General features: G+C 73.3%; 20 protein-coding genes and 1 pseudogene. 9 read left to right on the top strand and 12 right to left on the bottom strand.

What is annotated here, in order from left to right:
• The first annotated feature begins 42 nt into the window (after nucleotides 1-42).
• Nucleotides 43-2,205, top strand: a complete 2,163-nt coding sequence (locus BN1555_RS03880) for an OmpL47-type beta-barrel domain-containing protein (protein WP_093803158.1) — start codon at nucleotides 43-45, stop codon at nucleotides 2,203-2,205.
• Nucleotides 2,206-2,226: 21 nt separating this feature from the next.
• Here BN1555_RS03880 and BN1555_RS03885 read toward each other — a convergent pair whose 3' ends face one another.
• Together BN1555_RS03885 and BN1555_RS03890 are read right to left on the bottom strand one after the other, a co-directional pair.
• Complete coding sequence (locus BN1555_RS03885; RefSeq protein ID WP_093797863.1) at nucleotides 2,227-3,336, bottom strand: ABC transporter permease; 1,110 nt, start codon at nucleotides 3,334-3,336, stop codon at nucleotides 2,227-2,229.
• A 288-nt stretch (nucleotides 3,337-3,624) separates the two neighbouring features.
• A complete protein-coding gene (locus BN1555_RS03890) occupies nucleotides 3,625-5,055 on the bottom strand; it encodes an FAD-dependent oxidoreductase (protein ID WP_093797865.1) in 1,431 nt (476 codons plus the stop codon).
• A 257-nt stretch (nucleotides 5,056-5,312) separates the two neighbouring features.
• Between BN1555_RS03890 and BN1555_RS03895 the strand changes: the two genes are divergently transcribed.
• Complete coding sequence (locus BN1555_RS03895; protein WP_093803159.1) at nucleotides 5,313-7,280, top strand: DHA2 family efflux MFS transporter permease subunit; 1,968 nt, start codon at nucleotides 5,313-5,315, stop codon at nucleotides 7,278-7,280.
• A gap of 27 nt (nucleotides 7,281-7,307) precedes the next feature.
• Here the strand turns inward: BN1555_RS03895 and BN1555_RS03900 are convergent, their stop codons facing one another.
• Genes BN1555_RS03900 through BN1555_RS03910 form a run of 3 tightly spaced genes read right to left on the bottom strand, consistent with a single transcriptional unit; the run spans nucleotide 7,308 to nucleotide 10,158 of the window.
• Nucleotides 7,308-8,417, bottom strand: a complete 1,110-nt coding sequence (locus BN1555_RS03900; protein WP_093797867.1) for an HTTM domain-containing protein — start codon at nucleotides 8,415-8,417, stop codon at nucleotides 7,308-7,310.
• Entirely contained in the window at nucleotides 8,414-9,040 is a 627-nt protein-coding gene (locus BN1555_RS38830) for a DUF5819 family protein (protein ID WP_093797869.1), read from the bottom strand. The genes BN1555_RS03900 and BN1555_RS38830 overlap by 4 nt, the downstream gene beginning before the upstream one ends.
• Before the next feature lie 59 nt (nucleotides 9,041-9,099).
• Nucleotides 9,100-10,158: a PucR family transcriptional regulator gene (locus BN1555_RS03910; protein ID WP_093797871.1), complete on the bottom strand. Its 1,059-nt coding sequence runs from the start codon at nucleotides 10,156-10,158 to the stop codon at nucleotides 9,100-9,102.
• Nucleotides 10,159-10,355: 197 nt separating this feature from the next.
• Between BN1555_RS03910 and BN1555_RS40085 the strand changes: the two genes are divergently transcribed.
• Entirely contained in the window at nucleotides 10,356-10,490 is a 135-nt protein-coding gene (locus BN1555_RS40085; protein ID WP_255305867.1) for a hypothetical protein, read from the top strand.
• A 4-nt stretch (nucleotides 10,491-10,494) separates the two neighbouring features.
• On the opposite strand, the gene BN1555_RS03915 is transcribed toward BN1555_RS40085, so the two are convergent.
• Complete coding sequence (locus BN1555_RS03915) at nucleotides 10,495-12,459, bottom strand: potassium channel family protein (RefSeq protein WP_093797873.1); 1,965 nt, start codon at nucleotides 12,457-12,459, stop codon at nucleotides 10,495-10,497.
• Between the two features lie 319 nt (nucleotides 12,460-12,778).
• On the opposite strand from BN1555_RS03915, the gene BN1555_RS03920 reads away from it, so the two are divergent.
• Nucleotides 12,779-13,630, top strand: coding sequence for a hypothetical protein (locus BN1555_RS03920; protein ID WP_255305868.1), 852 nt, complete (start codon nucleotides 12,779-12,781; stop codon nucleotides 13,628-13,630).
• Nucleotides 13,631-13,939: 309 nt separating this feature from the next.
• Nucleotides 13,940-14,557 carry a TOPRIM nucleotidyl transferase/hydrolase domain-containing protein gene (locus BN1555_RS03925; RefSeq protein WP_093803162.1) on the top strand — a complete coding sequence of 206 codons (618 nt, stop codon included), beginning with the start codon at nucleotides 13,940-13,942 and terminating at the stop codon, nucleotides 14,555-14,557.
• 404 nt (nucleotides 14,558-14,961) lie between these two features.
• Here the strand turns inward: BN1555_RS03925 and BN1555_RS03930 are convergent, their stop codons facing one another.
• The 6 genes from BN1555_RS03930 to BN1555_RS03955 all read right to left on the bottom strand — a co-directional run bounded on the left by BN1555_RS03930 (nucleotide 14,962) and on the right by BN1555_RS03955 (nucleotide 21,962).
• On the bottom strand, nucleotides 14,962-15,225 hold the full coding sequence (locus BN1555_RS03930) for a hypothetical protein (RefSeq protein ID WP_093797875.1): 264 nt from the start codon (nucleotides 15,223-15,225) through the stop codon (nucleotides 14,962-14,964).
• A 228-nt stretch (nucleotides 15,226-15,453) separates the two neighbouring features.
• Nucleotides 15,454-16,155: an HhH-GDP family DNA glycosylase gene (locus BN1555_RS03935; RefSeq protein WP_093797877.1), complete on the bottom strand. Its 702-nt coding sequence runs from the start codon at nucleotides 16,153-16,155 to the stop codon at nucleotides 15,454-15,456.
• Nucleotides 16,152-16,493: a DUF3140 domain-containing protein gene (locus BN1555_RS03940; RefSeq protein WP_093797879.1), complete on the bottom strand. Its 342-nt coding sequence runs from the start codon at nucleotides 16,491-16,493 to the stop codon at nucleotides 16,152-16,154. The genes BN1555_RS03935 and BN1555_RS03940 overlap by 4 nt, the downstream gene beginning before the upstream one ends.
• A gap of 155 nt (nucleotides 16,494-16,648) precedes the next feature.
• A complete protein-coding gene (locus tag BN1555_RS03945) occupies nucleotides 16,649-17,101 on the bottom strand; it encodes a YchJ family protein (RefSeq protein ID WP_093797881.1) in 453 nt (150 codons plus the stop codon).
• A gap of 79 nt (nucleotides 17,102-17,180) precedes the next feature.
• Nucleotides 17,181-20,909 carry an NACHT domain-containing protein gene (locus tag BN1555_RS03950; protein ID WP_093797883.1) on the bottom strand — a complete coding sequence of 1,243 codons (3,729 nt, stop codon included), beginning with the start codon at nucleotides 20,907-20,909 and terminating at the stop codon, nucleotides 17,181-17,183.
• Between the two features lie 60 nt (nucleotides 20,910-20,969).
• Complete coding sequence (locus BN1555_RS03955; protein ID WP_093797885.1) at nucleotides 20,970-21,962, bottom strand: helix-turn-helix domain-containing protein; 993 nt, start codon at nucleotides 21,960-21,962, stop codon at nucleotides 20,970-20,972.
• A gap of 52 nt (nucleotides 21,963-22,014) precedes the next feature.
• On the opposite strand from BN1555_RS03955, the gene BN1555_RS03960 reads away from it, so the two are divergent.
• The 4 genes and pseudogenes from BN1555_RS03960 (at nucleotide 22,015) to BN1555_RS03975 (ending at nucleotide 26,042) form a co-directional block, all read left to right on the top strand.
• Complete coding sequence (locus tag BN1555_RS03960; RefSeq protein ID WP_093797887.1) at nucleotides 22,015-22,437, top strand: cupin domain-containing protein; 423 nt, start codon at nucleotides 22,015-22,017, stop codon at nucleotides 22,435-22,437.
• A 56-nt stretch (nucleotides 22,438-22,493) separates the two neighbouring features.
• Nucleotides 22,494-23,777, top strand: coding sequence for a VWA domain-containing protein (locus BN1555_RS03965; protein WP_093797889.1), 1,284 nt, complete (start codon nucleotides 22,494-22,496; stop codon nucleotides 23,775-23,777).
• A complete protein-coding gene (locus tag BN1555_RS03970; RefSeq protein WP_093797891.1) occupies nucleotides 23,777-24,568 on the top strand; it encodes a hypothetical protein in 792 nt (263 codons plus the stop codon). Before BN1555_RS03965 ends, BN1555_RS03970 begins: the two co-directional genes overlap by 1 nt.
• A 152-nt stretch (nucleotides 24,569-24,720) precedes the next feature.
• Nucleotides 24,721-26,042: pseudogene (locus tag BN1555_RS03975) on the top strand (MFS transporter).
• Nucleotides 26,043-26,049 lie beyond the last annotated feature (7 nt).

Raw genomic sequence — 26,049 nt, forward strand, 5'->3', positions numbered from 1 at the left:
AGAACTCCCCAGCTGTGGACGGCGCTGGCGGCCGCCCTGCTGATGGTCCTCGGACTGACGTCGACGGCGGCGTACGGTCGCGAGGACGACGGGGCGGGGACAGCGGCCGCCCCCGTCCAGACGCTCACCTGGACCGCCGGCGACCCGATCGACCGCTACCTGGCGTTCCCGAAGACGGCGGTGGCGGGCGAGACGACGATCGTCTTCGAGAACAGCGCGGCGACCGGCAACACGACCGGGATGCCGCACACGCTGACGTTCGGCGTGTCCGACCCCGAGTACAACGACGACGTACAGCTGAACATCCTCGCCAACCCCAACGACGACCAGGGCGGCAGGCACACCGCCACGGTCACCCTCACGCCCGGCCGGTACTTCTACCACTGCACCATCCCCGGCCACGGCTCCATGCAGGGCACCCTGACCGTCACCGAGGCAGGCGGCGAGGACACCACCGCGCCGGAGACCTCGGCGAAGGCCGAGGGCGAGAAGAACGCCGACGGCGCGTACATCGGGTACGCCTCGGTGACCGTCGAGGCCACCGACGCGGGCTCGGGCGTCGAGCGGATCGAGTACGCGATCGGGGCGGACGGCACCTGGACCCCGTACACCGCGCCCCTCATGGTCCACGAGGTCGGCACGCACACGATCCGCTACCGGGCCACCGACAAGGCGGGCAACACCTCCGCCGAGAAGGCCGTCGACTTCACGGTCGTCGCACCACCGACGGACGACAAGGCCCCGCCGGAGACCTCGGCGACGGTGAGCGGCGAGAGGAACGCCGAGGGCCAGTACCTGGACATGGCGACGGTCACGGTGACCGCCTCCGACACCGGCTCGGGCGTCAACACCATCGAGTACGCGATCGGGGCGACCGGCGCCTGGACGGCGTACGCGGGACCGGTCATGGTCCACGAGACCGGCACGCACACGGTCCGCTACCGGGCCACCGACCGGGCCGGGAACACCTCCGCCGAGAAGGCCGTCGACTTCACGGTCGTCGCACCGCCGGCCGGGGACACCACCCCGCCGGAGACCACCGCGACCGTCAGCGGCGACAGGAACGCCGACGGCGCGTACATCACCAGCGCCAAGGTGACGCTGACCGCGACGGACACGGGCGGCTCGGGTGTCGACAAGATCGAGTACTCGCTCGACGGCGGCCCCTACCTGGCGTACACCACACCGGTGATCGTCGACCGGGTGGGCCGGCACACCGTCGACCACCGCGCCACCGACAAGGCGGGCAACACCTCCGCCGCCCGGCAGGTGGTGATCCAGGTCGCGGAGGGCGGCGGCGTCCCCGCGCCGAACTGCCCCGAGCACGACGAGCGGCTGACGGTCATCGTCGGCACGGTCGACACCGGCGTGCCGAACCGCGTCACGAACAGCCGCTGCACCATCAACGAGCTGATCGAGGACGAGCGGGAGTGGACCTCCCAGGCGCTCTTCCTCAAGCACGTCGACAAGGTCCTCGACAAGCTGCTGTACGACGGGGTCATCGACGACCGCGAGCACCGGAAGATCTACCGCGCGGCCAGGCAGTCCGGGATCGGCAGGCCGGGCCAGACGGCCGGCTACCGCAACCTGTTCGACGGTACGCAGTCCTCCTTCGCCAAGTGGCAGCAGGTGGGCGGCGGTTCGTTCGGCCTGAACGCGGACGGCTCGATGACCAGCTCCACCACGGCGCCGGGCATGGGCATGCTGTGGTTCCCGGAGCGGAAGTACGAGGACTTCTCGCTCAAGCTCCAGTGGCGCGACGACGCACCGGGCACGGGCAACGCCAACGCCGGTGTCTTCGTGCGCTTCCCGCAGGTCCACGACCACCCGGAGGAGACGCGCCCGGAGTGGGTCGCCATCAAGTACGGGCACGAGGTGCAGATCCTGGACCGCCCGGACGGCGACATGTACAAGACGGGCTCGGTCTACGGCTTCGACCGCGTGGGCCTGGGCGGTGCGGGCGTCACGCCCAAGGGCACCTGGAACGACTACGAGATCCGGGTGGAGGGCCAGCACTACTCGGTCTTCCGCAACGGTGTCCTGGTCAACGAGTTCGACAACAACGGCGGGCAGGACTTCTACCCGCCGCGCGGTGACGACCCGGGGACGGACGGCCGGCGGTACGCCTCCGGCTACATCGGCCTCCAGGTCCACGGGACCACCGATGTGATCTCGTACCGCGACATCCGCATCAAGCAGCTGTAGCGGGATCCGGTCCGGCCGGTCTCAGGCCCCGGCGGGTGCGGCCGCGTGCGCAGGCGCGCGGCCGCGTCCGCCGGGGTGGCGGTGCCGGTACACCCAGAAGACCGCGCAGGAGACGAGCGCCCAGGCGGCCAGCACCAGGAAGGGGAAGAGGTGCTGGTGGCCCTCGAAGTAGACGGCCGTGTGCTGGGCGTTGACCGAGGCGCCCGGGGGCAGCCACTGGCCGACGTGGCCGAGTACGGACGGCAGCAGCGGCCAGGACACCGCGCCGCCCGACGACGGGTTGCCGAGGAGCACCATCAGGCCCCAGGTGGGGAGCATCGCCCAGCGGCCCATGAGGGTGTTGAACATCGTGAAGACCATGCCCGAGGTGAACATCGTCAGCGCCAGGATCAGCCACGACTCGGTGAACGGCAGGTCGAGCGCGCCGAGCAGCCAGTCCACGACGGCGGCGATGGCGAACGCGCCCAGGAGCGAGTAGGCGACGGTGAAGGCGATCCGCTCGGCGGGGTTGAGCCCGCGGGCGTGGATGCTCAGCTGGATGGCGCCGACGAAGCCGATGATGACGGCGGCGAGCGAGATGTAGAAGAGGGCGAGCCCGCGTGGATCGCCCTCCTGGAGCGGCTCGATGTCCCTGACCACGACCGGCACGCCGGTCCGCGCACCGACCTGCGCGGCGGTCTCGGCGAGCACCTGCGCGACCGAGGCGCCCGACGCGCCCGCCACGTCGAGTTCCACGCCGTCGCCCCTGATCCGCACGATCGCGAACTCCTCCTGCTCGTTCACGGCCTCGCGCGCCTCGGCGGCGGTGTCGTAAGGGGTCAGGACGAGCGAGGCGTTGAGTGCCTCCTCCATGCCGGTGACGAACGTCCGCGCGGGCGGCGCCCCGGTGCCGCCGACCACGGCGACGGGGACCCGGCGCGGGGTGGGGTCGGCCATCGTGTACGTGTAGGAGCCGGCGAAGAGCCCGGCCGCGAGGGCCAGGATGAACACCAGCACGAGGGCGGGCAGGAACGGCGAGTCCTTGAAGGCCGCCCATTTCTCGGCGGCCGTCGGCGGCCTGCCGTGCGCGCCGTGCGAGGGTCGCTCCTCGCCGGCGTCCTGCGTGTCCCGCGCTCCCGGTCCCTCGGTCATACGGCGCTCACACGCCCTCGTGCTTCGCCCGGTCCGGCGGGTACGGCAGGTCTTCCGGGCCGTGGTCGTGATCGTCCATGTCCGTCACGCTAAGCCGGTCGGACCCGGGCCGCACACCGGACCGGCCCGGGCGCGCCGCCGGGGACAGCCGCCGGACCGGCCCCCGGGCCCGCCGGTGATGCCGGGCGCGGGACCGTGAGCGCGGTCCCGCGCGTGCGCGGACCCTACGCCCAGTCGGAGGAGCGGGTGGGCCGCGGCCCCGCGGGCGTCCTCGGGGCTCGGTGATCGTCAGGGCGCGGTGATCTTCTCCCACTTCCTGCGGTCGGGGCTCACCCCGCTCGGTACGTAGTCGGGGTGAGCCGCCAGCCAGGCCGCCACCCTCGCCCTGATCTCCGGGGCTCCGTACGCCTCGGCCGGGAACGCCGCGAGGTGCCGGACCCTGGCGCGCGCCCGCATCACCTCCGGGTCCTCCCGGGCGCACTCGAAGAGCGCCGCCATCTGCCGGGCGGGGCCGGTCGTGAACTCCCGGGCGATGAAGCGTTCGCCGATCGCGCGGTCGGTCACGACCTGGAAGTCGAACCAGGGCCTGAGGGTCCGCAGCGCCCAGGCGTAGTGCTCGGCGACGAAGTCCGGCGAACCCGGGGCGGGGCGCGGGCCCTGGCGCGGCCCCTGGTCCCGGTCCGTCTCCTGGGCGATCCGGCGGGCCGCCCACAGGGCGAGCGACATGCCCTGCCCGATGGTCGGGTTGGTGTGGGTGACGGCGTCCCCGACACCGACCATGCCCGTGACGACGGGCCCCTGCTCGTCGACGAGCGCGCTCCAGCGGTTGTCGAGTGCGGCGGTCGCGAGAACCGGGGAGAGGGGCCGCGCCCCCAGCTCCAGCCACGCCTCCCCCGGCGGGAACGTGCGGGCCGCCGCCTCGAAGACGGCCGGGTCGCGCAGCGCGCCGCGCGTCGGGTCATCGGTGTGGACGAAGAGCGTGACCGCGAACAGCCCGTTGTCGGCGGGGAAGACGGCGCAGCCGGCGAAGGTTCCGCCGGACACGGTCCAGGGCCGGGCGGGGCCGTCGAGACGCCCGTCCGGCAACCGGTACCAGCGGCAGAAGTACGCGATGCCGGTACGGTGCCGCTCCACCACCGGGGGGCGGCAGCCGGCCCCGGTCAGCCACTCCCCCGACGCGCACCGGCGGCCGCCCGCGTCGATCACCAGTTCGGCTTCGTACGCTCCCCGTTCCGTCCGCACGCCGTGGACCCGGGGCGGGGCCGCCGACGGGTCGACGAGGAGTCCGGTGACGGGCTCGCCGTAGCGCAGGGCTGCTCGCGGCTCGGCCCGCAGCGCCTCGGTGAGCGCCGTCTCGACGACGATGCGCCGGGCCTGGACCGTCACCAGGTCCTCGTCGCCGGGCCGGACCGGGGGCCGTTCCTCGAACCAGTCCAGCTCGTGCCGTTCGCGGGCGCCGAGCCGGATGACCGCCTCGTAGACGTCGGGCGCCTCGGCGCGGAGCACCGCGCGGGCGGCACCGAGCATGAGGTGGGGCTGGGCGGCCTGCGGTACGCCGGGCCGCCGCCGGCCGAAGAAGTCCTCGTCGAGGCTGGAGGCGGAACCGCCCGGGGCACGGGGGTCGCGCTCGAAGACCGTCACCCGGTGGCCGCGCCGGGTGGCGAAGAGCGCTGTTGCCAGCCCGCCTATTCCGCCGCCGATCACCGCGAAGTCCGCCATGCCGTCCCCCTCAGCCCACAGTGCCCGTCGCTGGATTCTGCCCAGTGCGGGGCGGCCCGACCCGGGCGGCGGGCCCCGCGGGGCGGCCGCTACGGCGTACGGACGTCACCGCATGCGCGGCGCCCGCGCCGGTGTGAGGGTGCAAGGGTGACCACCACCCGCGAGACCAGCCCGGCCACGGCCCCGACCCCGCGCGGGCACCCTCCGCGCCGCCCGTGCTCGACAGACGGCAGCGGAACATCGTCTTCGGGACGATCATGCTCGGCATGCTGCTGGCCGCTCTGGACCAGACGATCGTCGGCACCGCCCTGCCGACGATCGTCTCGGAGCTCGGCGGCGCCGAGCACATGTCGTGGGTGGTCACGGCCTACCTCCTGGCCGAGACCGTCGCCACCGTCCTCGTCGGCAAGTTCGGTGACCTCTTCGGCCGCAAGCTGGTCTTCCAGGTCTCGGCGGTCGTCTTCATCACCGGCTCGTTCCTGTGCGGCCTGTCGGCCAACATGACGCTGCTGATCGCCTGGCGCGCGCTCCAGGGCATCGGCGCAGGCGGCCTGATGGTCACCTCGATGGCGCTGATCGCCGACGTCATCCCGTTGCGCGAGCGCGGCAAGTACCAGGGCGCCATCGGGGCGGTCTTCGGTGTCGCCACCGTGATCGGCCCGCTGCTCGGCGGCCTCTTCACGGACCACCTGACCTGGCGCTGGGCGTTCTACGTCAACGTCCCGCTCGCGATCTTCGTGGTCCTCGCCGCCGCCCGCACCATCCCCTCCGTACGCTCCGCGGGCCGCCCCGTCATCGACTACCTCGGCATCGCGCTCGTCACGGTCGGCGCGAGCGCGCTGATCCTGGGGACGAGCTGGGGCGGCAACGAGTACGCCTGGGGCTCGGGCGTCATCATCGGGCTCTTCGCGAGCGGTCTGATCGCGCTCGCGCTGTTCTGTTACGCCGAGACGCGCGCCGTCGAGCCGATGCTCCCGATGCGGCTGTTCTCCAATCCCGTCTTCACCGTCTGCTCGATCCTCAGTTTCGTCGTCGGTTTCGCGATGCTCGGCGCGATGATCTTCCTGCCGACGTACCTCCAGTACGTCGACGGGGACTCCGCGACGGTCTCGGGCGTGCGGACGCTCCCGATGATCGTGGGCCTGCTCATCGCGTCCGTCTTCAGCGGCAGCGTCGTCAGCAGGACGGGCAGGTACCGGATCTTCCCGGTCGTCGGCTCACTGGTGATGGGCGTCGGCCTGTTCCTGCTCTCCCTGATGGGGACGGGGACCAGCGCCTGGCCGGAGTCGCTCTACATGTTCGTGCTCGGTACCGGCATCGGCCTGTGCATGCAGGTCCTGACGATCGCCGTGCAGAACACCGTGGAGTACGCCGACCTCGGCACGTCCACCTCCGGTGTCACCTTCTTCCGTACGCTCGGCATGTCGTTCGGCACGGCGGTCTTCGGCACCATCTACGCCAACTCGCTGCGTCCCAACCTCGCCTCGGGCATCGCCGAGGCCGCCCGCGGCGGGGCGGACCCCGCGACCCTGACGCGGGTGGCGCAGAGTCCGGAGGGCCTGCACACGCTGCCGCCCGCGCAGGCCGAGCCGATCGTCCAGGCGTACGCGGACTCGCTGCACACGGTGTTCCTGTGGACGGTCCCGGTCGCGGTCGTGGGCTTCCTGGTGTCGCTGTTCCTCAAGCAGGTCAAGCTGCGCGACACCGCCCGCGCGGGCTCGACCGACATGGGCGAGGGGTTCGCGTCCCCCGGCATCGGTGACTCGGCCGGCCTGCTCGAACTGTCCGTCGCGCAGATCCTCCGGACCAAGGGCCCCGACACGGCACGGTGGATCGTCAGCGGCTCCGACACCCGTCTCGACATCGCGGGCGCCTGGGCGGTCATGCAGGTCGCGCTGCTCACCCGCCTCGTCGGACATGCCAGCCTCGGGCTGATCGCCGCCCGCCGCAACGTCCCGCCGGAGGTGCTGCTGCCGGTCTTCGACCGGATGGTGGACGAGGGCTACCTCACCCGCGACGGCAGCCTGCTCTCCCACACCCCGGCGGGCGCGCGCGAGGCCGAAGTGATCACCGCGGCGTGGGCGCGGTGGCTCGGCGACCAGCTGGAGATGGACGGCGGGCGGCCGGACAGCGAGGAACTGCGGGCCGCCGTCGACGCGATCGCCAAGCGGCTGCTCGCCGAGGACCTGGCACAGGGCGAACTCCTGCCGGCCGGCCGCCGCTGAGCGTCGTGAGGCCGGCCGGTCACAGGGTCACGTCGATGAACCGGCCTCGGCGTCCACCGCTTCCCGGGGTGGCGCAGCCGGTGCGTCCGGCGTCTTCTCCGGAGCCGCCCGCGCCGTCCGCACCAGCCGGGCCGCGGCGAGCCAGAAGGTGGTCGGCAGGAACACCAGGTCGCCGACGATCGTGACGGCGGAGAACATCGGCAGGGCCATCAGGACGCCGATGCCGACGTGCGTGCCGAGCATGAGGACGAGGATGCAGTACTTGAGCCGCCGGTTGAACACCAGTGCGGGGAACAGCATCTGCGAGAACACGGTGACGTACGCCATGAGCGCCGCGAAGGTTCCGTGGCCCGCGACCCAGGCCGAGAGTTCGGGCCAGGTCGAGAAGTCGTCGTACATCATCGAGTAATAGAGGGCCGTGCCGTTGCGCCACGACTCGCCCTGGATCTTGTACATGGCCGCGGAACCGTAGATGACCATGACCTGGAGCGCGATCATCGCCATGCCGGCGTTGTGCAGGACGGTGACCAGGCGCCGGCGGAGTTCTTCCGTCTCCGCACCCCGGAAGACCGGCTTCGGCGACGTCGCGCCGCCCGCCTGCGCCCTGCGGGCGCGGCGGCGCGCGTCGAGCGACCAGTGACGGCCCGACGCGACGAAGAGCAGGTAATTGGCGAACAGCAGACTCAGCAGCGCCCAGCCGCTGTTGGCCATGGATCCGCGCAGGTAGAAGGCCACCACGAGGAACCAGAAGACCACGGCCGTGGCGCGGGTGCGCCAGCCGAGCATCAGCAGCGCGCTGGCCACGATCGCGAGCCCGTACCAGGCCCAGAAGACGAGCACGCTGTCGGTGGCGAGGAGCGAGTACCACCAGGAGAAGGCGCCGTCCAGGCCGCGGGCCTTCAGGGTCTGGTCGAAGAGGTCGGGGGTGAACGGTGAGCCCGGCCCCCAGATGCGGTCGGCGCGCACCGACTCGCGGAGCAGGTGGATCAGGTACAGGCCGCCGAGGCCGATGCGTATCGCGGCCGCGCTGTAGGGGGCGAGCGGTTGGAGGGTCAGCTTCCGGGCCGCGCCCGCGACGCGGCGGCCGAGGCCGTCGGCGGAGTCCAGGCCCAGGGCGAGCGCCGCGCGTACGGTCATGAGCGGACCTTCCAGTATCCGAGGGTCTGATACTGCGGCCGCGTCACGACGGCGCCGGGCCGGGAGCCGGGCGCCGGTATGCGGGTGCTCTTCAGGCGGAGTTGCACGGCCTGTCCCGGTTCCTCCCCCATGTCGTCGAGCCTGACCAGAACCACGTTGAGCAGGTAACGCGCCGAACGGCCGGTGGCCGCGGTGGCGTTCTCGCGCGCCGCGTTCGTCCGGTACTGCGACACGGCCCGGCGCAGTACCAGCTGGTCCTCGATACTGGGGAGCAGCTCGCCCCGGTACGCCGCGTTGTCGTGCGCGGTGAGGTCGACCCACGGGCCGAACTTCCCGTCGGTGTTCGCCCGCACCTCGAGGTGCTGGTTGAACTTGGAGGGTTCCGGCGCGAAGATGCTCCAGTCCTGCGGGAAGAGCGGCCGCATCCACTCGTTGACCTGCTCCCGGTAGCTCTTGGAGAGCGGGAAGTCCGTGGCGACGTAGAGCAGCAGCATGCTGGAGTGGACCAGGGCCATGAACGCGACGAAAGCGGCGAACCATCGGACGATCGCGCGCCGCGACGCTCCGAGGGGCGTGCCGCTGGGAGCCAGCGGGTCGGGCGGCGGTATGACGGACTCGGCCACGCTTGTTCTCCTCATGGTGCCCTGCATCACAACGGCGCCCAGGGTATCCACCCGCCGCGTCAGATCCCCTTGGCGGGCCATTCCAGCAGCCGTGCGCCGATCACCGCGGTCTGGAGCGTGTAGCGGTGCATCGGGTCGGCCGGGTCGGATCCGGTGAGCTGGTGGATGCGCCGCAGCCGGTAGGTCAGCGCCCGTACGCTCAGGCTGAGCCGCCGGGCGGCCTCCGCCGACACGCAGCCGGCGTCGAAGTACACGCTCAGCGTCTCCAGCAGCGGCTCGGCGCCGCCGCGGGCCTGTCTGAGCGGGCCCAGCGCGCTGAGCACCAGGTCGGCCATCGCCTGGCGGTCGCGGGTGAGGACGGGGAAGACCAGCAGTTCGGCGGCGTGCAGCACGGGAGCGTCGAGTGCCATGCGGTCGGCCAGTTCGAGGGCGCTGAGGGCTTCTTCGTACGAGTGGACCACACCGCCCGCGCCCGGGTGCGCGCGGCCGATCGCCACGCGGCCGCCGTCCGTGGCGGCGTGCGCCTGCTTGGCGAAGTGGGTGAGCACCTCGGTCTGGTCCCCGGGCACGATGCAGATCAGCCGGCCGTCCTTGGTGGCGAGCAGGATGCGGCGGTCGCCGAAGCGGCCGATGAGTTCGTGGTCCACCCGGCGGGTGACGTGGTCGGTGTCCTCGTACGTCTCGGCACCCTCGGCCACCGCGACGGCGTGGGCCTGGGAGAGCCGCAGGCCGAAGCGCTCGGCGCGGGCGGCGAGCCGGCCCAGGTTGCTGCGCCCGTGGAGGAGGTCGTCGATGAACTCGCGCCGGGCCGCCTCCTCCTGGCGTACGGCCAGCCGCTGGGCCCGCTCGTACCCCTCGGCGAAGGCGTCGACGGCCTGTTCCACGGCGGCCAGGACCCGGTCCGGCGCCGCGGACGTGCCGGGCCAGGCGGCGCGGGTGGCCGCCAGGTGGAGGCCGACGAGGGCGCGCAGGCCGTGCCCCGCCTCGGCCGCCTGTTCTCCGAGCGCGCGGCGCGAGTCCAGTTCGTCCCGCGTGAGGCGGCGTCCGGTGGCGGAGACTTCCACCAGGATCCGGGCATAGCCATCCAGATAGTCCTCGGACATCTCGCGCTCTGTCACGCACTTCCCCGGATTCCCGGCGCTTCCTGACGCGCCGTCGACGACTCCTTGACGTGGCCCTCGGGCACGGACAGAGCATAAAGATTGCCGGAACACGGCAATACACCGGGAGTTGCCCGCCTGGAACGATGGGCGGGCCCGGAGTTGCCGTACAGGGGGCGGCAGCTCCGGGACGTCAGGTCGTATGCTGGGCTGCCATGGGAGACGACACTCCGCACGGAGCCGGCACGTGGCGCCAGGGACGCAACCCGCGGCGACGGAAGATCGGGGTGCTCGGCTGGGCGCTGCTGGTCCTGCTCGTCGTCGCGCTGTTCGTCCTGGGGCCGCGCTGACGCCTCAGCCCGCCGACGCGTCGGTGCGCGACGCGGGCGTACGGCCGAGGAGTTCGGCGAGGCCGCGGCGGGTGGCCGCGAGGACCACGCGGTCGTCGGAGCGCAGTACGTAGCCGGGGTGCAGGTCCCAGACCAGGCGGGGCGGGCGCCCCGCGCCCCTGCCGCGGCCGGCGCCGTCATCGTCGGCCCGGGTCGCGCTCAGGTCGCTGCGGCGGTCCTCGGTGGCGGTGTCCAGGGCGAGGAGGCGCCACGCGCCGGAGCTGAAGGCCTCGGCGACGGTACGCCCTTCGAGCTGCGGCAGGCCCGCCACCTGGACGGCGGCGAAGAGCAGCACCGTGCGCTCGACCGGTATGGCGCCCAGGATCTGCCGTCCCATCATCGCCCCGGCGAAGGCGGGCGCGGCGAGGTGGGAGACGCTGCGGCTGCGGGTCAGGGCGCGGGGGTGGGCGGCGCGCAGGGTGCGGTAGACGGCGGTGGCGAAGTCGTCGTCGTACAGGCGCAGGGCCACGCGCAGGTCCGGCTTGATCGAGCGGCCGTACAGGGCGGCTTCGAGGTTGGTGGTGTCGGCGCTGGTGAGGGCGAGCATGGCGTGCGCGCGGTGGATCTTGGCGGCTTCGAGTACGCCTTCCTGTGTCACGTCGCCGATCACGGTCGGTACGCGCAGGCGGCGGGCGAGCGGGATGCCGCGCGCCTCGGGGTCCTCCTCCACGCACACCACGGGGATGTCGAGTTCGCGCAGCCGGGCCAGTACGCGTGTGCCGATCTTGCCGAGACCGAGCAGCACGACGTGGCCGGAGAGGCCGCGCGGCGGACGGCGCAGTCCGGAGGCGCTGCGCAGGGCGCCGAGGGCCTGGAGCACGGCGGCGACGAGCACGGGAAGCAGCAGCATCCCGGCGAGTCCCGCGAGGAGTTGGAGGATCTGACGCTCGATCGACGCGTCGACCGCGGGGTCGTTGATCGCGAAGAGGTCGAGCAGGGTGACGTAGGCGGCGTGCAGCGGGGGGTCGTCGGTGGTGACCCAGGTCGCGACCGCGAGACCGAGCACGGCGGTCGCGATGCCGGCGATCGCCCACCGCAGGCGGCGGGAGAAGAGCTCGGCGAGCGGCAGGCCGCGGCCCGCGAGCCGGCCGGGCGGCGGCGCCGTACCCGTGTGGGAGATCGCTTCGAGCACGATGGTGCCCCGGCCGGTGGCTTCGGCGACGCTGCGGTCGTCGGGCAGCAGGCGCGGCGCTTCCGCGCCTCCGCGGTCCGAGCCCTCGGCGCCGGCCGGGTTGCTGGTGGTGGAGGAGAGCAGCGCGAGCGTGCAGAGTCCGGAGTCGGCGACCTCGCCGTCGGCGGGCGGGGTGCGTTCGACGGCGCGCAGCAGCAGCCCGTCGGCCTGGACGACCTTGCTGGTGCCCGCGACGGCGGTGGCGGCCAGGGCGGGAGCGGCGGTGTCGGCGTCCGAGAGCACGGTGGTCGACGCGTCCAGGACGGCGGGGTCGAGTCCGGGGGAGGCGAGGGCGGCGGCCTGGTCGAGGAGCTCTTCGAGGTGGAGGCCGAGCTTGCGGTTGTAGAGGCGGATGACCAGCCGCAGACGGGGGTTGAGCCGGCGGGCGGTCAGCGCGGCGCGGATGTTGGCCTCGTCGTCGTCGTGCACGAGGGCGAGCGCGGCGGCCCGCTCCACGCCCGCCTGGGCCAGGGCGAGGTCGTCGAGTTCCCAGGCCTCCACGACGCGCACGGTGTCGGCGGGCCGGCCGTCGGCGCCCGGGGCGGGGGTGCCCGCGGGCGTGGCGGCGGTGCGGTTCATGACGGCGGACACCCGCCCGAAGAGCGCGGACGCCCTGCCGGGGCCGCGGCCCGCGAGGGGCTCGGGAGGGCGGCGCGATTCGTGGGCGGGTGGCACGACGAGGGTCACCTCCTCCCCGTACACCTCGCGCAGTTCGGCGGCCAGCCGGTGGGCGAGTGCGTCGTCGCCACTGACGATCATGTGGTGCTCGCGGGGGCCGTGCCGACCCTGGTGGGGAAGTGAGGTCACGCCCTTAGGGTGCCTTGCCGGCTCCGGCCCCGGCGTCCGGCCTCAGGAGGACGTGGCGGGGAGGCCGTGGGACGGCGCCCGGCCCCCGCACGCGTCACGGACCTTCGGCGGAGCCGGGCCACCGTTCGGGCGGCGGGCCCGGGCGCCCTGCCGCGCGAGGGGCGCCGCCCCCGCCCGACCGGCCCTGAGAGGCGGCGCCCCTGATGATCTACAGTGCGTGCGGCGGGCACAGGCCCGTCGCGCACATTCACCATTATTTCAGGGGTGGGGATTGAACACTTCGGTATCCGCCGTTCCTTCGGAGCGGCACAGGCCTTCGGCTCTGCGGCGCGCGGCCGCCGTCGCGACGGCCGGGGGCATAGCGCTCGCGGGCGTGGGACTCACGGCGCCGGCCGCGCACGCGGCCGACAGTGACATCACGTTCTCGAACGTCGTGTTCAACAAGGGCAATCCCATCGTCGTCGGCATCAGCGCCGAGGTCGAGGCTCCTTTGACGTACACGGTCAAGAGCAACGTGGCGCTCGACAGCTGGTGGGTCGACGCGTACCGGGGCACCTACGGGACCAACGAGTACAAGCTCTCGGGCCTCACGACCCGATGGGGCTGCGGCCAGTCCTCCGCGGGCGGCTACACGTTCCGCGACTGCAACGAGACGATCACCGTGGACCCCGACAACATGCCGGGCGGAAACGGCAACAACCTCGTCAACAGCGACGCCACCGCCTGGAAGACCTTCGGCACGGCCATCAAGAAGGGCGGCGGCTACGACGACGACCTGCTCTCCGTGACGGTCCGCCTCCAGCGCGCCTCGCGCATCGTGAAGATGAACGCCTCCCCGGAGCCCGTCGCCAAGGGCAAGCCGATCACCGTCACCGGCACCGTGCAGCGCGCCAACTGGAGCCTGCACCGCTACGACAACTACGGCGGCCGACTGGTGAAGCTGCAGTTCAAGCCCGCGGGATCCAGCACGTACACCACGGTCAAGAAGGTCACCGCGAGCAGTACCGGTTACCTGAAGACCACGGTGACCGCCTCCCGGGACGGTTCGTGGCGCTGGCGCTACAGCGGCAACACCACATCGGGCCCCAGCAACTCCTCCGGTGACTACGTAGACGTGAACTAAGGGGTCGCTTTTGCCACCCGTGCCGTGTTTTCCGCGTGTGTTTGTGATGCGGGACCGCGGTGCGGGTGGGGCTGAGGCAACGAGTACGGAGGCCGAGCGTGCCGACCGGAGCATCCCGGCCGGCACGCTCGGCCTGCTGCTTCCCGTCCTGGCCGCCGCGGCCGGTGTCCAGGACGGGGAATCGGTGAACGCGGTGAACACGGTGAACGGACGGCGAGTGGTGTCGGCGCCGACGGCGGCCCTGGTGGTGTCCACGGGGCCGCCGAATAATCCCGCGCCATGCCCTCGGCGGAGGTGCAGACTCGCTCCATGGCGGACATGCGGGCGTTCCTGGACGAGGTGAATGGCTGGGCGGCCGGTGGTCCCGGCGGGCCGGCGGGTGATCTGGCCGTGCGGCTGGGGGTGCGGACAGCGGTGCTGCTGGAAGGGCCGAGCGACCTCGCCGCCGTTGAGGCGCTGGCCGCACGGCGTGGCCGGGACCTGGCCGCCGAGGGGGTGTGCGTCGTGTCGATGGGCGGGGCGATGAGCGTCGGCCGCTACACCGAGCTCCTCGGACCGCCCGGCCTCGGACTGCACCTGGCAGGACTGTGCGACGAGGGCGAGCAGCGCTTCTACTACCGCGGCCTGGAGCGGGCACGGGCGTCGCGCCGGGGCTTCTTCGTGTGCGTGACGGACCTGGAGGACGAGCTCATCCGCGCGCTGGGCACAGCAAGGGTCGAGGAGATCGTCCGGACCGGGGGCGACCTCCGTGCCTGGCAGACCTTCCTGCACCAGCCCGCACACCACGGCCGGCCCCGGCAGCAGCAGCTACGGCGCTTCCTCGGCACGAAGAAGGGCCGCAAGATCCGCTACGGCCGCCTCCTCGTCGAAGCCCTCGGCCCCGGGCAGACACCGGCCCCGCTCGACGGCCTCCTCACGTGCCTGTGACGTGGTGGACGAGGAGGGTGTGGTGACGGCAGTGGCCGAGCGCGGGGGCGTCAATGGGTTGACCGGGCGGCGCCGTCTGGGCAGGCTCCGGCTCTGACCTGGACGAAAGCTTTCCCGCTGGTGGAGCGCCCTGCCCGATCGGCGGGCCGGGACCGGCCGGGTGGTGATGGCCGGTCCCGGCGGCCACGAGTGCTGTGTACTGACCCCCGGTGACGCGAGCGGTCCGGAGGCGAGGACCCTCCTCACGACGGGGCGGGCCGTGGCCGTTCGGCTCACCCGCGTTGCTGAGAACGCCGGGCGCCGGGCCCGGGGTTCCGAACCCCGGAAGGGCCACGAAGGCCCCCTCGGCCCGGCATCCGCCACGACGGGACCGTACAGATCGTTTGACGGTCTGACGGCAGGCCCTAGGGGCCGCCCCGCTTCTTCTGCTCCCGTACGGCGTCGCGGTCTCCCGCCGCGCCACCCGTCGGCGGATCGACCTCCACCGGGGGGTGCCACGGCCCGCGCTCGACCCGCTCCCCGGGCTGGATGCCCTCGACGGGCCCCTCGGCGATCTCGGGCTGCTGCACGTCGCTGCCCGCGACGGCGTCCGTTTCGCCCTTGCCGATCCGGGGCCGCGGTCCGCGCCGTTCCTCGCGGGCGTCGTCGTCGCGTTCCTGGCGTCTCATCGCTGCGCTCCTCTCCTGCGGCTCCGCCCGTGCGGACCACCGGCCTGGAGGTTCTCGTCTGCGTGCCGGCCGGGTACGCCGCTGTCCTCGGCCGCCTTCCGCAGCCGGGCCCGCCGGGTGGCGTACTTCCCGCCGCCTGGCCGGGGCCCGTACTCACCTCTCCCGTAGGTCCCCGGACTCGTCCCGTACCCCGCGCGCCTCGGCCGTAACAGCGCGCCCGCTGCGGGCTCAGCCGGTGTGCCCCTCCCCCGAGACGTCCCGCGGTCCGTCCCGCAGCGCGTCCGCGCCGCGCCGGTCGAGTGAGACCCGTACCAGCGCCGCCGCCAGCGGGGCGTGCTCTCCCTCGCCGACGAGCCGGGACAGCTCGGCCGGGTCGGCCGGGAGGCCGAGGCGTTCCGCGCCCTGGAGGGCCTTCCCGTCCAGGTACGGCGCGACCTGGGGCCACACCGCCTGCGCTTCGCGCAGAAAGATGTCCGCGCCGGCGGGCCCGATCCCCGGCACCTCCCGCAGCAGGCTTCGCAGCGCCTCCGTGTCGCCGCCGGCGGCCTCGCGCATGCGGCGCAGGTCGCCGCCGTACCTGTCGAGCACCAGCCGGGCCCCTTCACCGAGCTGGGTGGCGGTCCGTTCGTCGTAGCGGCGGTAGCCGCCCGCGCCGAGGGCGTCGACGCGCTGCTGCCACGTGGCGGTCTCCATGCGGCGCGCGTCGCGCAGCCCCGCGTCGTGGAGCGCGCGGGCGGCCGCCACGGCGGTGGAGGCCCGGATCCGGGCGCTCAGCAGGCAGGACAGGACGAGGAGGCGGTAGAGCGGCTGCGGGGTGTCGCGCAGCCGGATGCCCGCCTCGGCGGCGTACGTCCGTCCGTACGCGTCGAGGAGTGCCCGCACCGTGCGTTCGTCCTGGGAACGGTCGCGGGTCCGGGCCCCGGAGGTCATGCCGGCTTGAGCGGGTCGTGTCCCAGCCGCATCAGCCGGTACCGCCAGGCCTGATCACCGGCCGTCGGCTCCAGATCCTCGCGCCGCTGCGCGGTGACGGTGTCCACCACCTGCCGCATGACCGCGATGTCGGCGTCGGTCAGGTCCGTGCGCCGCTTGCTCAGGATCGAGAGCACGTGCCGTCCCGCCTCGGTCCCGGCGTGCTCGGGCAGCGGCTCGGCGTCCTCGTCCGCGTCGCTGGTCCGGAGCCAGGTGGCCAATTCCTGTGACGTCATGTTCACCACACGGTGGAATGCGTCCCAGAGCGTTTCGAGTTCCGGCTCGGTGAGGTCGTCCATGGTGTGCCTTCCGGGCGGTTCGGGGGCGGTTGCCGTGTACGTCGGATGTGGATCGGGCGGCATGGTCCCGAGCCCCGCGATCCCGTCCGCAGTACCCCGCCCGCCGCGACACGAAACAGCACGTGAGGGGAGGAACCGGGCGCCTCTGCGTGGTCTCAGCGCGTGAAGACCGCGTCCAGGTAGGCCCACGCGCCCTCGTGACGGGCGAAGCGGCTCTGCTCGTGAAGGTCGCCCGGCTCGCCCCGGTGGATGTAGTGGGCGCGGAAGGTGACCGTTCCCGTGGTGTGGAAGGCGCTGCCTTCCGTGGTCGCCAGGATGTCCAGGCCCTGCCAGCGCATGTCCGCGTCGAGGTCGAGGGTCCGCGGCCTGGTGCCGGGATGCCACGAGCGCAGCAGGTACGCCGCGTCCTGGACGGCGAAGGCGCTGTAGCGGGAGCGCATGAGGAGCTCGGCGGTGGGCGCGGCGGCCGCGGCGGAGTGGAAGCGTCCGCAGCACGCGCCGTAGGCGGCGGGGAGGCCGCAGGGGCAGGGCGATGCGGCGGAGAGGGGCCCGGGAAGGGACCGGCTCCGGGGACGGCGGCTCGTAGCGCGTGAACTGCGTCGGGACATGTCCCCATTGTGCCTGCGCCCGGCGGGGCCCTTTCGCGCTGCTGATGCGGGGTGCCGGACGGCCGGTGCGGGGCGCCGGTCAGGGCGGGCCGCCGGGTGAGCCCCGGTCGTGCGCGGCGATCAGGTCGCGCAGCCGGACCAGGGTCTCCGGCTCCACGTCGCGCAACTGGTGCCCGTTCATCCAGTCCAGCATCGGACGGACGACGGCAGCGAACCACCCGCTCACCCGGTACGACGCGCCGGTCCGAATCCAGAGAGCCAGGACACGGTCGAAGGCGCGCCGCCCCAGGAGGGCTTCGACAGCCAGCTCCCAGTGGGCCCGGAGATCGTCGCCGTCCTCGCCGGTGGCACCCGACTCCAGTGCCGCCGACGCGGACCGCACCACCAGTTCCAGCATGGAGGGGTCGAGGATCTCCAGGGTCAGCGCGTCCAGCACGCTCTTCACCACGGACGCCGGCAACCGGGTGGCGTCCTGGGCCAGTTGCCCCAGGAGCAGCCGGGCCGCGCGGTCCCGGGTGTCGTGATCGAGACGGGAGAACGGCTCCAGGAACGCCGCGCAGTGCTCGTACAGGGCGGCCAGGTCGCCGTCCGGGGCTCCGAGACCGCCGGCCAGCCACAGGTCCGCCAGACTGTGCGCGACCGAAGTGGCGCTGCCCCCGGGCGTACCGAAGAACGTGGTCACGGCGGACCCCATCCGGCGGAAGACCGGGTCCACCGCGTGCAGGACGACCGCGTCGTTGGTCCCGCCGGACACCGCCATCTTGTGCCGGATCTGGTCCGGGTACGGGCGGGACCAGCAGACCCGGCCGGCGCGGTCCGAGTGGCCCGGCGGACGGCCGTACAGCCAGTACGCGTCGACCGGTTCGGGAACGGGGACATCCTCCGCCGGCCGGATGGCCAGGTCGCGCCGGTCGCCGTTCCAGATGTGGCTGAGGTCGAGGGCGATCGCGAAGTCCGTCCACTCCGGTTCGGTGAGGGCCGACCGCCACAACAGCACGTGCCGGTGCCAGGTCCCGGCCGGGTCGGCGTCGCCGGGGAACGCTTCGCTCGCCTTGACTCCGTCCCTGACCAGCACCGTCAGCATCATGAGGTTCGCGCCGTAGAGGCCGTGCCGTGACGAGGTCGCGCGGACGGCCGGCCGGTACCCGGGGAACCGGTGCTCGGTGCGGTTGCGGTGGTCGGCCATCACGGTGAAGAGGAGTTCGCCGAGCCGCTCACGGTCCTGTGGGGCGATGTGGCGGATCCGGGCGCCGACGAAGCGCAGCATCTGGCGTGACGACAGCGGCGCGTACGACAGCAGGACGTACAGCAGGTCGTCGTCCGTGCCCGCCCTGCCGAGGGAGAGCGCCGGGCGCTGGTCGAGCAGGCCCGCGAGCAGCTGTACGGCGAGGCGGGCGGCCAGGTACTCACCGAAGGTGGCGTGCAGGAACTCGTACGTCGCCAGCCGCTGCCCGTCGCGGAGCGCCTGGGCCCGCTGGACGAAGAAGAACCGGCCGAGCGCGATCTCCGCCTGGTCGAGCGGCGCGTGGAAGCCGGTGGCGTGCGGCTCCCTGGGGTGGCCGAGCAGCGCGGTCAGGTCCTGCTCCAGCTCGGTGGCGGTGATCCACTGCCGGTGCCGGTTGAGCATGCCGAAGGAGATCAGGGAGAGCCGCTGGAGTTCCTGCTCGACGCGGCCGGCCAGTTGCTGCCCGGTCAGTGCCGGGGTGGACTTCCCGACCTCCCGGACGGCGAAGGACGCCAGCAGTTCCTCGTACAGTTCGGCCTCGTCCAGGGGATCGTCGTCCTGGGCTCCGCACTGCAGCGCGTTCCCCGTCGCGTCGTACAGGGCGAGCATCAGCAGGAGCAGCGGCTGGGAGGCCAGGGCCTGGTGGCGGGCCGCGACGGCGGGGAGCAGGGGGCGCAGCCCGTTCGCGGTGAAGTACGGCTCGTTGAGGTGGTTCCACAGGCCGAGCCAGCGCTCGACCTGCTGCTCCCTGAAGGGTTCGAGGCGCAGCGCCACCGCGCCCTCGGGGTAGCGCGCACGGTCGGCGACGGCGGTGCGGCTGGTGACCAGCGCGAGCACGGGCCGTCCCTGGTCCGCCTCGCGCCGCTGGAAGCGGGCCACCCGTACCAGGTAGTCGGACTGGCTGACGCCGGTGGCCTGGAGCAGCTCGTCGAAACCGTCGAAGAGGAGGACGGGGACGGCCCCTTCCGCCGCCCGGATCAGCTCCGGCCAGGAGATCCGCTCGCCGGTCGTGGCGCGCACGGCGTACTCGATCTGGTCCTGTACGTCGGCGTCGGCGGGCACTTCGCGCAGGACGATCCGGACGGGCAGGAAGCCGGCCTCGGGTAACCGGGCCGCGAGGATCTTGGTCAGCACGGACTTCCCCGCGCCCGGCTGGCCGAGGACGACCAGGGGCGCGGCGGTGGAGGCGACCGAGGTGAGGGCGCCCGCGAGGTACTCGGTGAGGTCGGACCGTACGGGCACCGCGTCCCACCACTCCTCTTCGGCCGGCCCGTGCGGATCCCCGGTCACGGCCCGGACCCGGAAGTCCGGGTCGACGTAGCCCTCGCCGAGGGTGGGCAGGTACACGCCCGTCGGCGCGTCCCCCTCGGCCAGGATCGGGCGGGGCAGGGCCGCCCGGTAGCCGGTGGCGAGGGCGGCGGCGACGTGGGTGAGCGGGCGTACCGGGGTCAGACCCGCCAGGGCGGTCCCGATGCCGGTGAGCGCCTGGCGGATGCCGGCGCGGGTGGCCTGGTGCTCGGTCTGTCCGGACCAGAATCCGAACTCCGGGACTTCCATGGCCAGTCGGGCGTACAAGTCCTGATACCGCTCGATCGCCGCCGGATTCAGCCTGTCGGCCAGCGCGTCCAGGGTCGCGCGCCGCTGCGCCCCGTCCAGGCGGTCCCACACGGCGAGCCCGGTGAGGAAGCGGTGCAGCCGGTCGGTGAGGCCCGTGTACCAGTACCGGAGTGCGCCGAGGACCTGTTCGTAGGGCTGGTGCGGGGCGGGCTGAGGGATGGCGGTCGCGGCCAGCTCGCGCACGAAGCCGTGCCCGCTGTCCGGCCCGCCCGCGAGGCCGGTCTGCTCGCGCCGCGTCAACTGCAACTCGCTGAACCGGAAGGGGAGTTCGAGCTCTCCGAGTGCTTCGAAGTACGCCGTGACCACGAGCACCGCGTGCGCCGCCGCGATCCGTTCCGTACGTTCCGCCCGCTCCGCGGACCCCAGCCGCTCGCGCAGCCCCGTCGTCAGGTCGCGCCCGAGCCCGAGCACCCCGCCCCGCGCCTCGAACAGGTTGAGCACCACGCTGCTCGCCCCGCCCGTCGCCATCGACAGCGCCCCGCCGAGCGCCCGGTCGGCCGCGGCCAGGGCGGCGCTGTCGCCGCCGAGAATCGCCACCGCGTCGCCGTAACTGAGAAGTCGTCGTCCCCGCACCGTTCCGGTGTACCACCACAAGCGCTCACGGACGTCCGGCTTCGACGATCCGCCGCGGAAGCGGGCCGCCACGCGCCGGGAGGGCCGGGAGGAGGGACGGACCCGCCGCCGGCCCACCGGCCCGGAAGACCTCGCGACGTACACCGAACAGGCCGGCGTGAGCGCCGCGCCGCCGAGCAGCGCAAGGCCGGTGGTGACACCGGCCGGACGCAGGGCGGGGACGCCGAAGAAGCCGGTGTACGCCGCCGGGGCACGCAGCTCCTCCTGCGCCGGGCGCGGCTGCCGGGGGCCCGGGCCGCGGGGCGCAGCCGGTGACGGCCGCGACGGCCGTCGCGAGCGGTGCGAGGGCGGGCGTGCGGCGGGGCTCGCCGGCAGGGCGCAGGGCGGGAGCATGACAGAGGGATCCCGGAACGTTTCCGCACGGTGTTGCGGAGGGGGCGGATTCCGGCCGGTTCAGGCACCCGGTGCGAAGCGCTCGCGGTAGGCGCCGGGTGTGAGCCCGGTACGGCGGCGGAGCTGGGCGCGGAGGTTGGCGGCCGTACCGAGGCCGCTCGCCCGGGCCACGGACTCGACGGCGGGATCGCCGCGTTCCATCAGGCGGCAGGCCAGCGCGACGCGCTCGGCGGTGAGCCAGGCCAGGGGCGTGGTGCCGAGCTGGGAGCGGAACCTGCGGTGGAGCGTGGCCGGGCTGACGGCCGCGTGCGCGGCGAGCGCGGCGACGGTCAGCGGCGTACCGAGGCGTTCCCTGGCCCATTCCAGGAGCGGGCCGAGCGAGATGCCGGCGGAAGCGGCGGCGGAGGGGATCGGGTGCTCGACGAACTGGCGCTGGCCGCCGTCGCGGTGGACGGCGAAGACGAGGCGGCGGCTGACCGAGACGGCGGCCTCCACGCCGTGGTCGCGGCGTACCAGGTGCAGCCCGAGGTCGAGGGCGGCCGCGCTGCCGGCGGCGGTCAGGATGTCGCCGTCGTCGACGAACAGCACGTCCGGTTCGAGCCGGACGGCGGGGAAGCGCGCCCGGAAGTCGTCCGCCCACTGCCAGTGCGCGGTGGCGCGGCGCCCGTCGAGCACGCCCGCCTCGGCCATGGTGAAGGCGCCGCTGCAGAAACCCACCAGCCGGGCGCCCCGCGCGTGCGCCCGCCGGACGGCGTCGAGCACCTCCGGGCGGCGCGGCACGTCGGTGTCCGGCCGGTTGGGCACGATCAGGGTGTCGGCGGTGTCGGCCGCCGCCAGGTCCGCGACTCCGGTGAGCGTGAAGAACCCGTCCCTCATGAGGGTGCGGGGCTCGGGGGAGCAGAGGGCGAAGTCGTAGAGCTCTCGGCCGAGTTCGGGCCTGCGCAGGCCGAAGACCTCGGTGGCGCAGCCGAGTTCGAAGGGGTTGGAGTTCTCGTCGACGATCACGACGACGCGGTGGAGCCGGGGCGGGGTGTGCGAGTTTCCTTGCGGCATGTGCGATTCCTAGCACTCGCGGTGGTCCGGCGCCAGGGGCGACGATGGGGCCATGACTACGAACGAACCGCGCGGACGGCAGGGATCCCCCGTCGCGCTCGCCGATGCCCTCGGCTCCTTCGACGCGCTGTGGAGTCCGCGCATCGTGACGCGCGTCAACGACTACGACGTACGCGTGGCGAAGGTCGCGGGGGAACACGTCTGGCACGTGCACGAGGACACGGACGAGTTCTTCCAGGTGCTGGACGGCGAGCTGACGATCGCGCTGCGGGACCGGGAGGACGACGACGGGGAGCGGTCCGTGGTCCTGCCCACCGGGTCGGTGTACGTCGTGCCGCGCGGCACCTGGCACAAGCCGTCGGCGGCGGCCGGCGCGTCGCTTCTGCTGTTCGAGCCGACGGGTACGTCCTCGGTGGGCGACCGCCACGACCCCGTCCCGGCGCACGTGGACGCGACCACCGGCCACGCCCTCTGAGGGAGTCCGCCCTCCGCGTTTTGGGGACCGGAGACGATCTTCAATAGGATCCGGCGATGATCACAAGAAAACGGCTGACGGCCGGGGCGTTCGGCCTGCTCGTCGCCCTGGCCGCCGGGCTCGTTCCGGCCGGCGCCGCAGCTGCCGCCGACGAACCGGACGAGCGGGACACCCCCAAGGTCGAGCTGGTCCTCGACGTCAGCGGTTCGATGCGGGCCAAGGACATCGACGGCCAGTCCCGCATGGCCGCCGCGAAGCAGGCGTTCAACGACGTGCTGGACGCGGTGCCGGACGAGGTGCGGCTCGGCATACGCACGCTCGGCGCCGACTACCCCGGCGACGACCGCAGGACCGGCTGCAAGGACACCCGGCAGCTGTACCCGGTCGGCCCGCTGGACAGGACCGAGGCGAAGACCGCCGTCGCCACGCTCGCGCCCACCGGCTGGACCCCGATCGGCCCCGCCCTCCTCGGCGCGGCCGACGACCTCGAAGGCGGCGACGGCACCCGCAGGATCGTCCTCATCACCGACGGCGAGGACACCTGCGGCCCCCTCGACCCGTGCGAGGTCGCTCGCGAGATCGCCGCCAAGGGCACCCACCTGGTCGTCGACACGCTCGGCCTGGTCCCGAACGCGAAGATCCGCCAACAGCTGACGTGCATCGCGGAGGCCACCGGCGGTACGTACACCGCCGTACAGCACACCGACGAACTGTCCCGCCGTGTCAAGCAGTTGGTGGACCGCGCCGCCGAGCCCGCCGTCCAGCCCGTGGCGACCGAGGGCGCGGCCGCGTGCGCGGACGCGCCGGTGCTCGAGGCCGGCCTCTACACCGACCGCGAGAAGTTCTCCGAGCACCGCTGGTACCGGGTCGACGTACTTCCGGGACAGGAGCTGCGGGCCTCGGTCAGCATCGGCGCCGACCGCGCCGTCGACCGCGACTACGGCGTACTCCTGCGGGCGGTGACCCGGCACGGCCGGGAGATCGTGCGCGGCTCGGAGGCGGGCGACGGCCGTACGGACGTGATCTCGACCGGACTGCGCTATCCGAAGGCCCCCCTGGACGACGACACGGCGGAGGACGTCGAGCCGACGGCGGAGAGCGTGTGCCTCCAGGTCAGCAACTCCTTCTCCGCTCCCGCGTCCGTCAAGACCACGCCGGGCCTGCCCGTCGAGCTGACCATCGACCTGGTGGACGGGCCCGACGAGGCGTCGGACGTCGCGTCCTTCGGTCTCGGACACGGCTGGTGGCTGCTCGGCGTACTCGCCCTGACCGGTCTGTTCGCCGGTCTGCTGTGGGGCTGGATCTCGCGCTGGCGCTTCGCCGTATGGAGGACCAACTGATGCGTACGACCACACGCGTGCTGGCCGGTGCCGTGCTGGCGGGCACCGCGCTCTTCGCCGCGGCCGCTCCCGTCCTCGCGGACCCGACGCCACCGCCGGGCGCCGGCCGGGGCGGGGAGGAAGCCGCGCCGACCGAGGCGGGCACCACGTTCCGTACGGCGACGAAGATCCGGCAGGACCAGCGGGCCACCGCCGACGCGTCCACCGGTGACTACCTGTACTGGACCTTCGACGCCGACGCGGGGCGCACCGCCACCGTGAAGGCCACGGTGGAGCTGCCGGAGGCCGCCGCCCGGCACGGCGCGGCCACCTGGCGGCTCGACGTCTACGACGGACTGCGCCGGCGCCAGGCGTGCGTCCACGGCAGCCAGACCAGGACGGCGCCGCGGGACGCCGCCTCGGCCGGCCTCTCCTGCACCCTGCGCACGGTCAGGGCGTGGGCGGAGCCGTGGGCCGATGATCCGCTGCCGGGGAGCTACTACGTACGCCTGACGGTCGTCGGCCTGCCCCAGGAGGACCTCGGCCTGCCGGTGCGCGCGGAGGTCGTGGCGACGACGGCGGACGCGGGCGGCTCGTGGGCGGTGGACGGCGCGCTGTCGGTCCCGCTGGTGCCCGGCGCGTCCGGCGCGGACGTGGCGGAGGCCGCCGACGAGGAGTTCTCGTCGGGATGGTGGTCCTCGCGCTGGCTGTGGACGACGGGCGGGGGCGTCCTCGGGGCGGCCGCGGCCATCGCCGGGTACCACGTGACGCGCGGTTCCGGCCGCCCTTCGCGGGTTCCGCCGGGCGTCTGAGCTCCTCCGCGCCGCATCGGCCCCGCTGGCGGACAGCCGGCCCCGTCCCGCCTCCGCGGGGCGGGGCCGGCTGCCGTACGCGGGCAGGTCACTCAGGTGACAGGCGGCGCACGGTACTTGTGGTGCGGCCGCCGGGTCAGCACCCTTTCCCCATGACCACCCCCGTCCATGGTCCAGCCCCCGTCCCCGTGGCAGCCGCCCGGCCGGCCCGCTCGCGCCGGGCGCTGGTGGCGGGGTCCGTCGGCAACTTCATCGAGTGGTACGAGTTCGGCGTCTACGGCTACTTCGCCACCATCATCGCCGCGCACTTCTTCACCCCCGAGGGCGGCAGCGACGTCGAGGGGCTCGTCAAGACGTACGCGTCCTTCGCCCTGGCCTTCTTCTTCCGCCCGGTCGGCGCCGCGGTCTTCGGGCGGATCGGGGACAGGATCGGCCGGCGGCCCACGCTGATCCTGGTGATCTGCCTGATGACCGGCGCGACGGCCCTGATCGGCGTACTGCCGACGTACGCCACCATCGGCGCGGCCGCGCCGTGGCTGCTGACACTGCTGCGGATCCTGCAAGGGCTGTCGGCGGGCGGGGAGTTCGGCGGCGCGGTGTCGGTCATGACGGAGTTCGCGCCGCCGGGGCGGCGGGGCCGGTACGGGGCGTGGCAGTCGTTCACCGTGGCGCTCGGCCTGCTCGGGGGCGCCGGAGCGGCGGCGCTCCTGGCGAGCGTACTGAGCGAGGCGCAGCTGACCGGATGGGGGTGGCGGGTGCCCTTCCTGCTGACGCTGCCGCTCGGGCTCGTCGCGCTGTGGCTGCGGCTGCGCCTGGACGAGACGCCCGCCTTCGCGTCGGCCGTCGCCGGCAGGAGCGTGCCCGTGCGGCCGCCGCCCGCCGGCGGGACGGCCAGGGCGATCGCGCTGGGCGCCGGTCGGCTGATGGGCTGGTCCGCGGCCGGTTACACCTTCCTGGTCGTCCTGCCCTCGTACCTCCAGAGCACGCTGGACGCGACGTTCCAGCAGGCGCTGATCGCCACGGTTCTGGCCAATCTCGGGTTCGCGGCGTCGATCCTGCCGGCGGGCGCGGCCAGCGACCGGGTGGGGCGTCGGACGGTGATGCTGGCCGGGCGCTGCTGGTCGCCGTGCTCGCGCTGCCGCTGCTGAACCTGGTGCAGGACCCGGGCGCTTCGGCGTACGCGAAGGGGGCGGCGCTCTTCGGCGCGGGGGCCGCCGTCGGGCTGATGGCGGGGCCGGGGCCGGCGATGCTGGCCGAGATGTTCCCGACCACGGTGCGCTACACGGGGCTCGGCCTGGCGTACTCGCTGTCCAATGCCGTGTTCTCGGGCTGCGCGGGGCTCATCATCACCGAAGTCGTGGAACGGACCGGTGACGTCGACATCCCCGCCTACTACGCGGCGGCGACCTGCGCGGTCAGTGTCCTGGCGCTGCTGACGCTGCGCGGCGACGACCACCGGCGGGCACTGCGGTGAGCGGCGG

It is taken from the genome of Streptomyces sp. Wb2n-11 (assembly GCF_001049855.1).
Taxonomy (GTDB): Bacteria; Actinomycetota; Actinomycetes; order Streptomycetales; family Streptomycetaceae; genus Streptomyces; species Streptomyces altiplanensis.

Coding starts and splice junctions, on each gene's coding strand:
- BN1555_RS03880 (WP_093803158.1), top strand. CDS start 43: ATGGTCCTCGGACTGACGTCGACGGCGGCGTACGGTCGCGAGGACGAC.
- BN1555_RS03885 (WP_093797863.1), bottom strand. CDS start 3,336: ATGACCGAGGGACCGGGAGCGCGGGACACGCAGGACGCCGGCGAGGAG.
- BN1555_RS03890 (WP_093797865.1), bottom strand. CDS start 5,055: ATGGCGGACTTCGCGGTGATCGGCGGCGGAATAGGCGGGCTGGCAACA.
- BN1555_RS03895 (WP_093803159.1), top strand. CDS start 5,313: ATGCTCGGCATGCTGCTGGCCGCTCTGGACCAGACGATCGTCGGCACC.
- BN1555_RS03900 (WP_093797867.1), bottom strand. CDS start 8,417: ATGACCGTACGCGCGGCGCTCGCCCTGGGCCTGGACTCCGCCGACGGC.
- BN1555_RS40085 (WP_255305867.1), top strand. CDS start 10,356: ATGGGAGACGACACTCCGCACGGAGCCGGCACGTGGCGCCAGGGACGC.
- BN1555_RS03915 (WP_093797873.1), bottom strand. CDS start 12,459: ATGATCGTCAGTGGCGACGACGCACTCGCCCACCGGCTGGCCGCCGAA.
- BN1555_RS03925 (WP_093803162.1), top strand. CDS start 13,940: ATGGCGGACATGCGGGCGTTCCTGGACGAGGTGAATGGCTGGGCGGCC.
- BN1555_RS03930 (WP_093797875.1), bottom strand. CDS start 15,225: ATGAGACGCCAGGAACGCGACGACGACGCCCGCGAGGAACGGCGCGGA.
- BN1555_RS03935 (WP_093797877.1), bottom strand. CDS start 16,155: ATGACCTCCGGGGCCCGGACCCGCGACCGTTCCCAGGACGAACGCACG.
- BN1555_RS03940 (WP_093797879.1), bottom strand. CDS start 16,493: ATGGACGACCTCACCGAGCCGGAACTCGAAACGCTCTGGGACGCATTC.
- BN1555_RS03945 (WP_093797881.1), bottom strand. CDS start 17,101: ATGTCCCGACGCAGTTCACGCGCTACGAGCCGCCGTCCCCGGAGCCGG.
- BN1555_RS03950 (WP_093797883.1), bottom strand. CDS start 20,909: ATGCTCCCGCCCTGCGCCCTGCCGGCGAGCCCCGCCGCACGCCCGCCC.
- BN1555_RS03955 (WP_093797885.1), bottom strand. CDS start 21,962: ATGCCGCAAGGAAACTCGCACACCCCGCCCCGGCTCCACCGCGTCGTC.
- BN1555_RS03960 (WP_093797887.1), top strand. CDS start 22,015: ATGACTACGAACGAACCGCGCGGACGGCAGGGATCCCCCGTCGCGCTC.
- BN1555_RS03965 (WP_093797889.1), top strand. CDS start 22,494: ATGATCACAAGAAAACGGCTGACGGCCGGGGCGTTCGGCCTGCTCGTC.
- BN1555_RS03970 (WP_093797891.1), top strand. CDS start 23,777: ATGCGTACGACCACACGCGTGCTGGCCGGTGCCGTGCTGGCGGGCACC.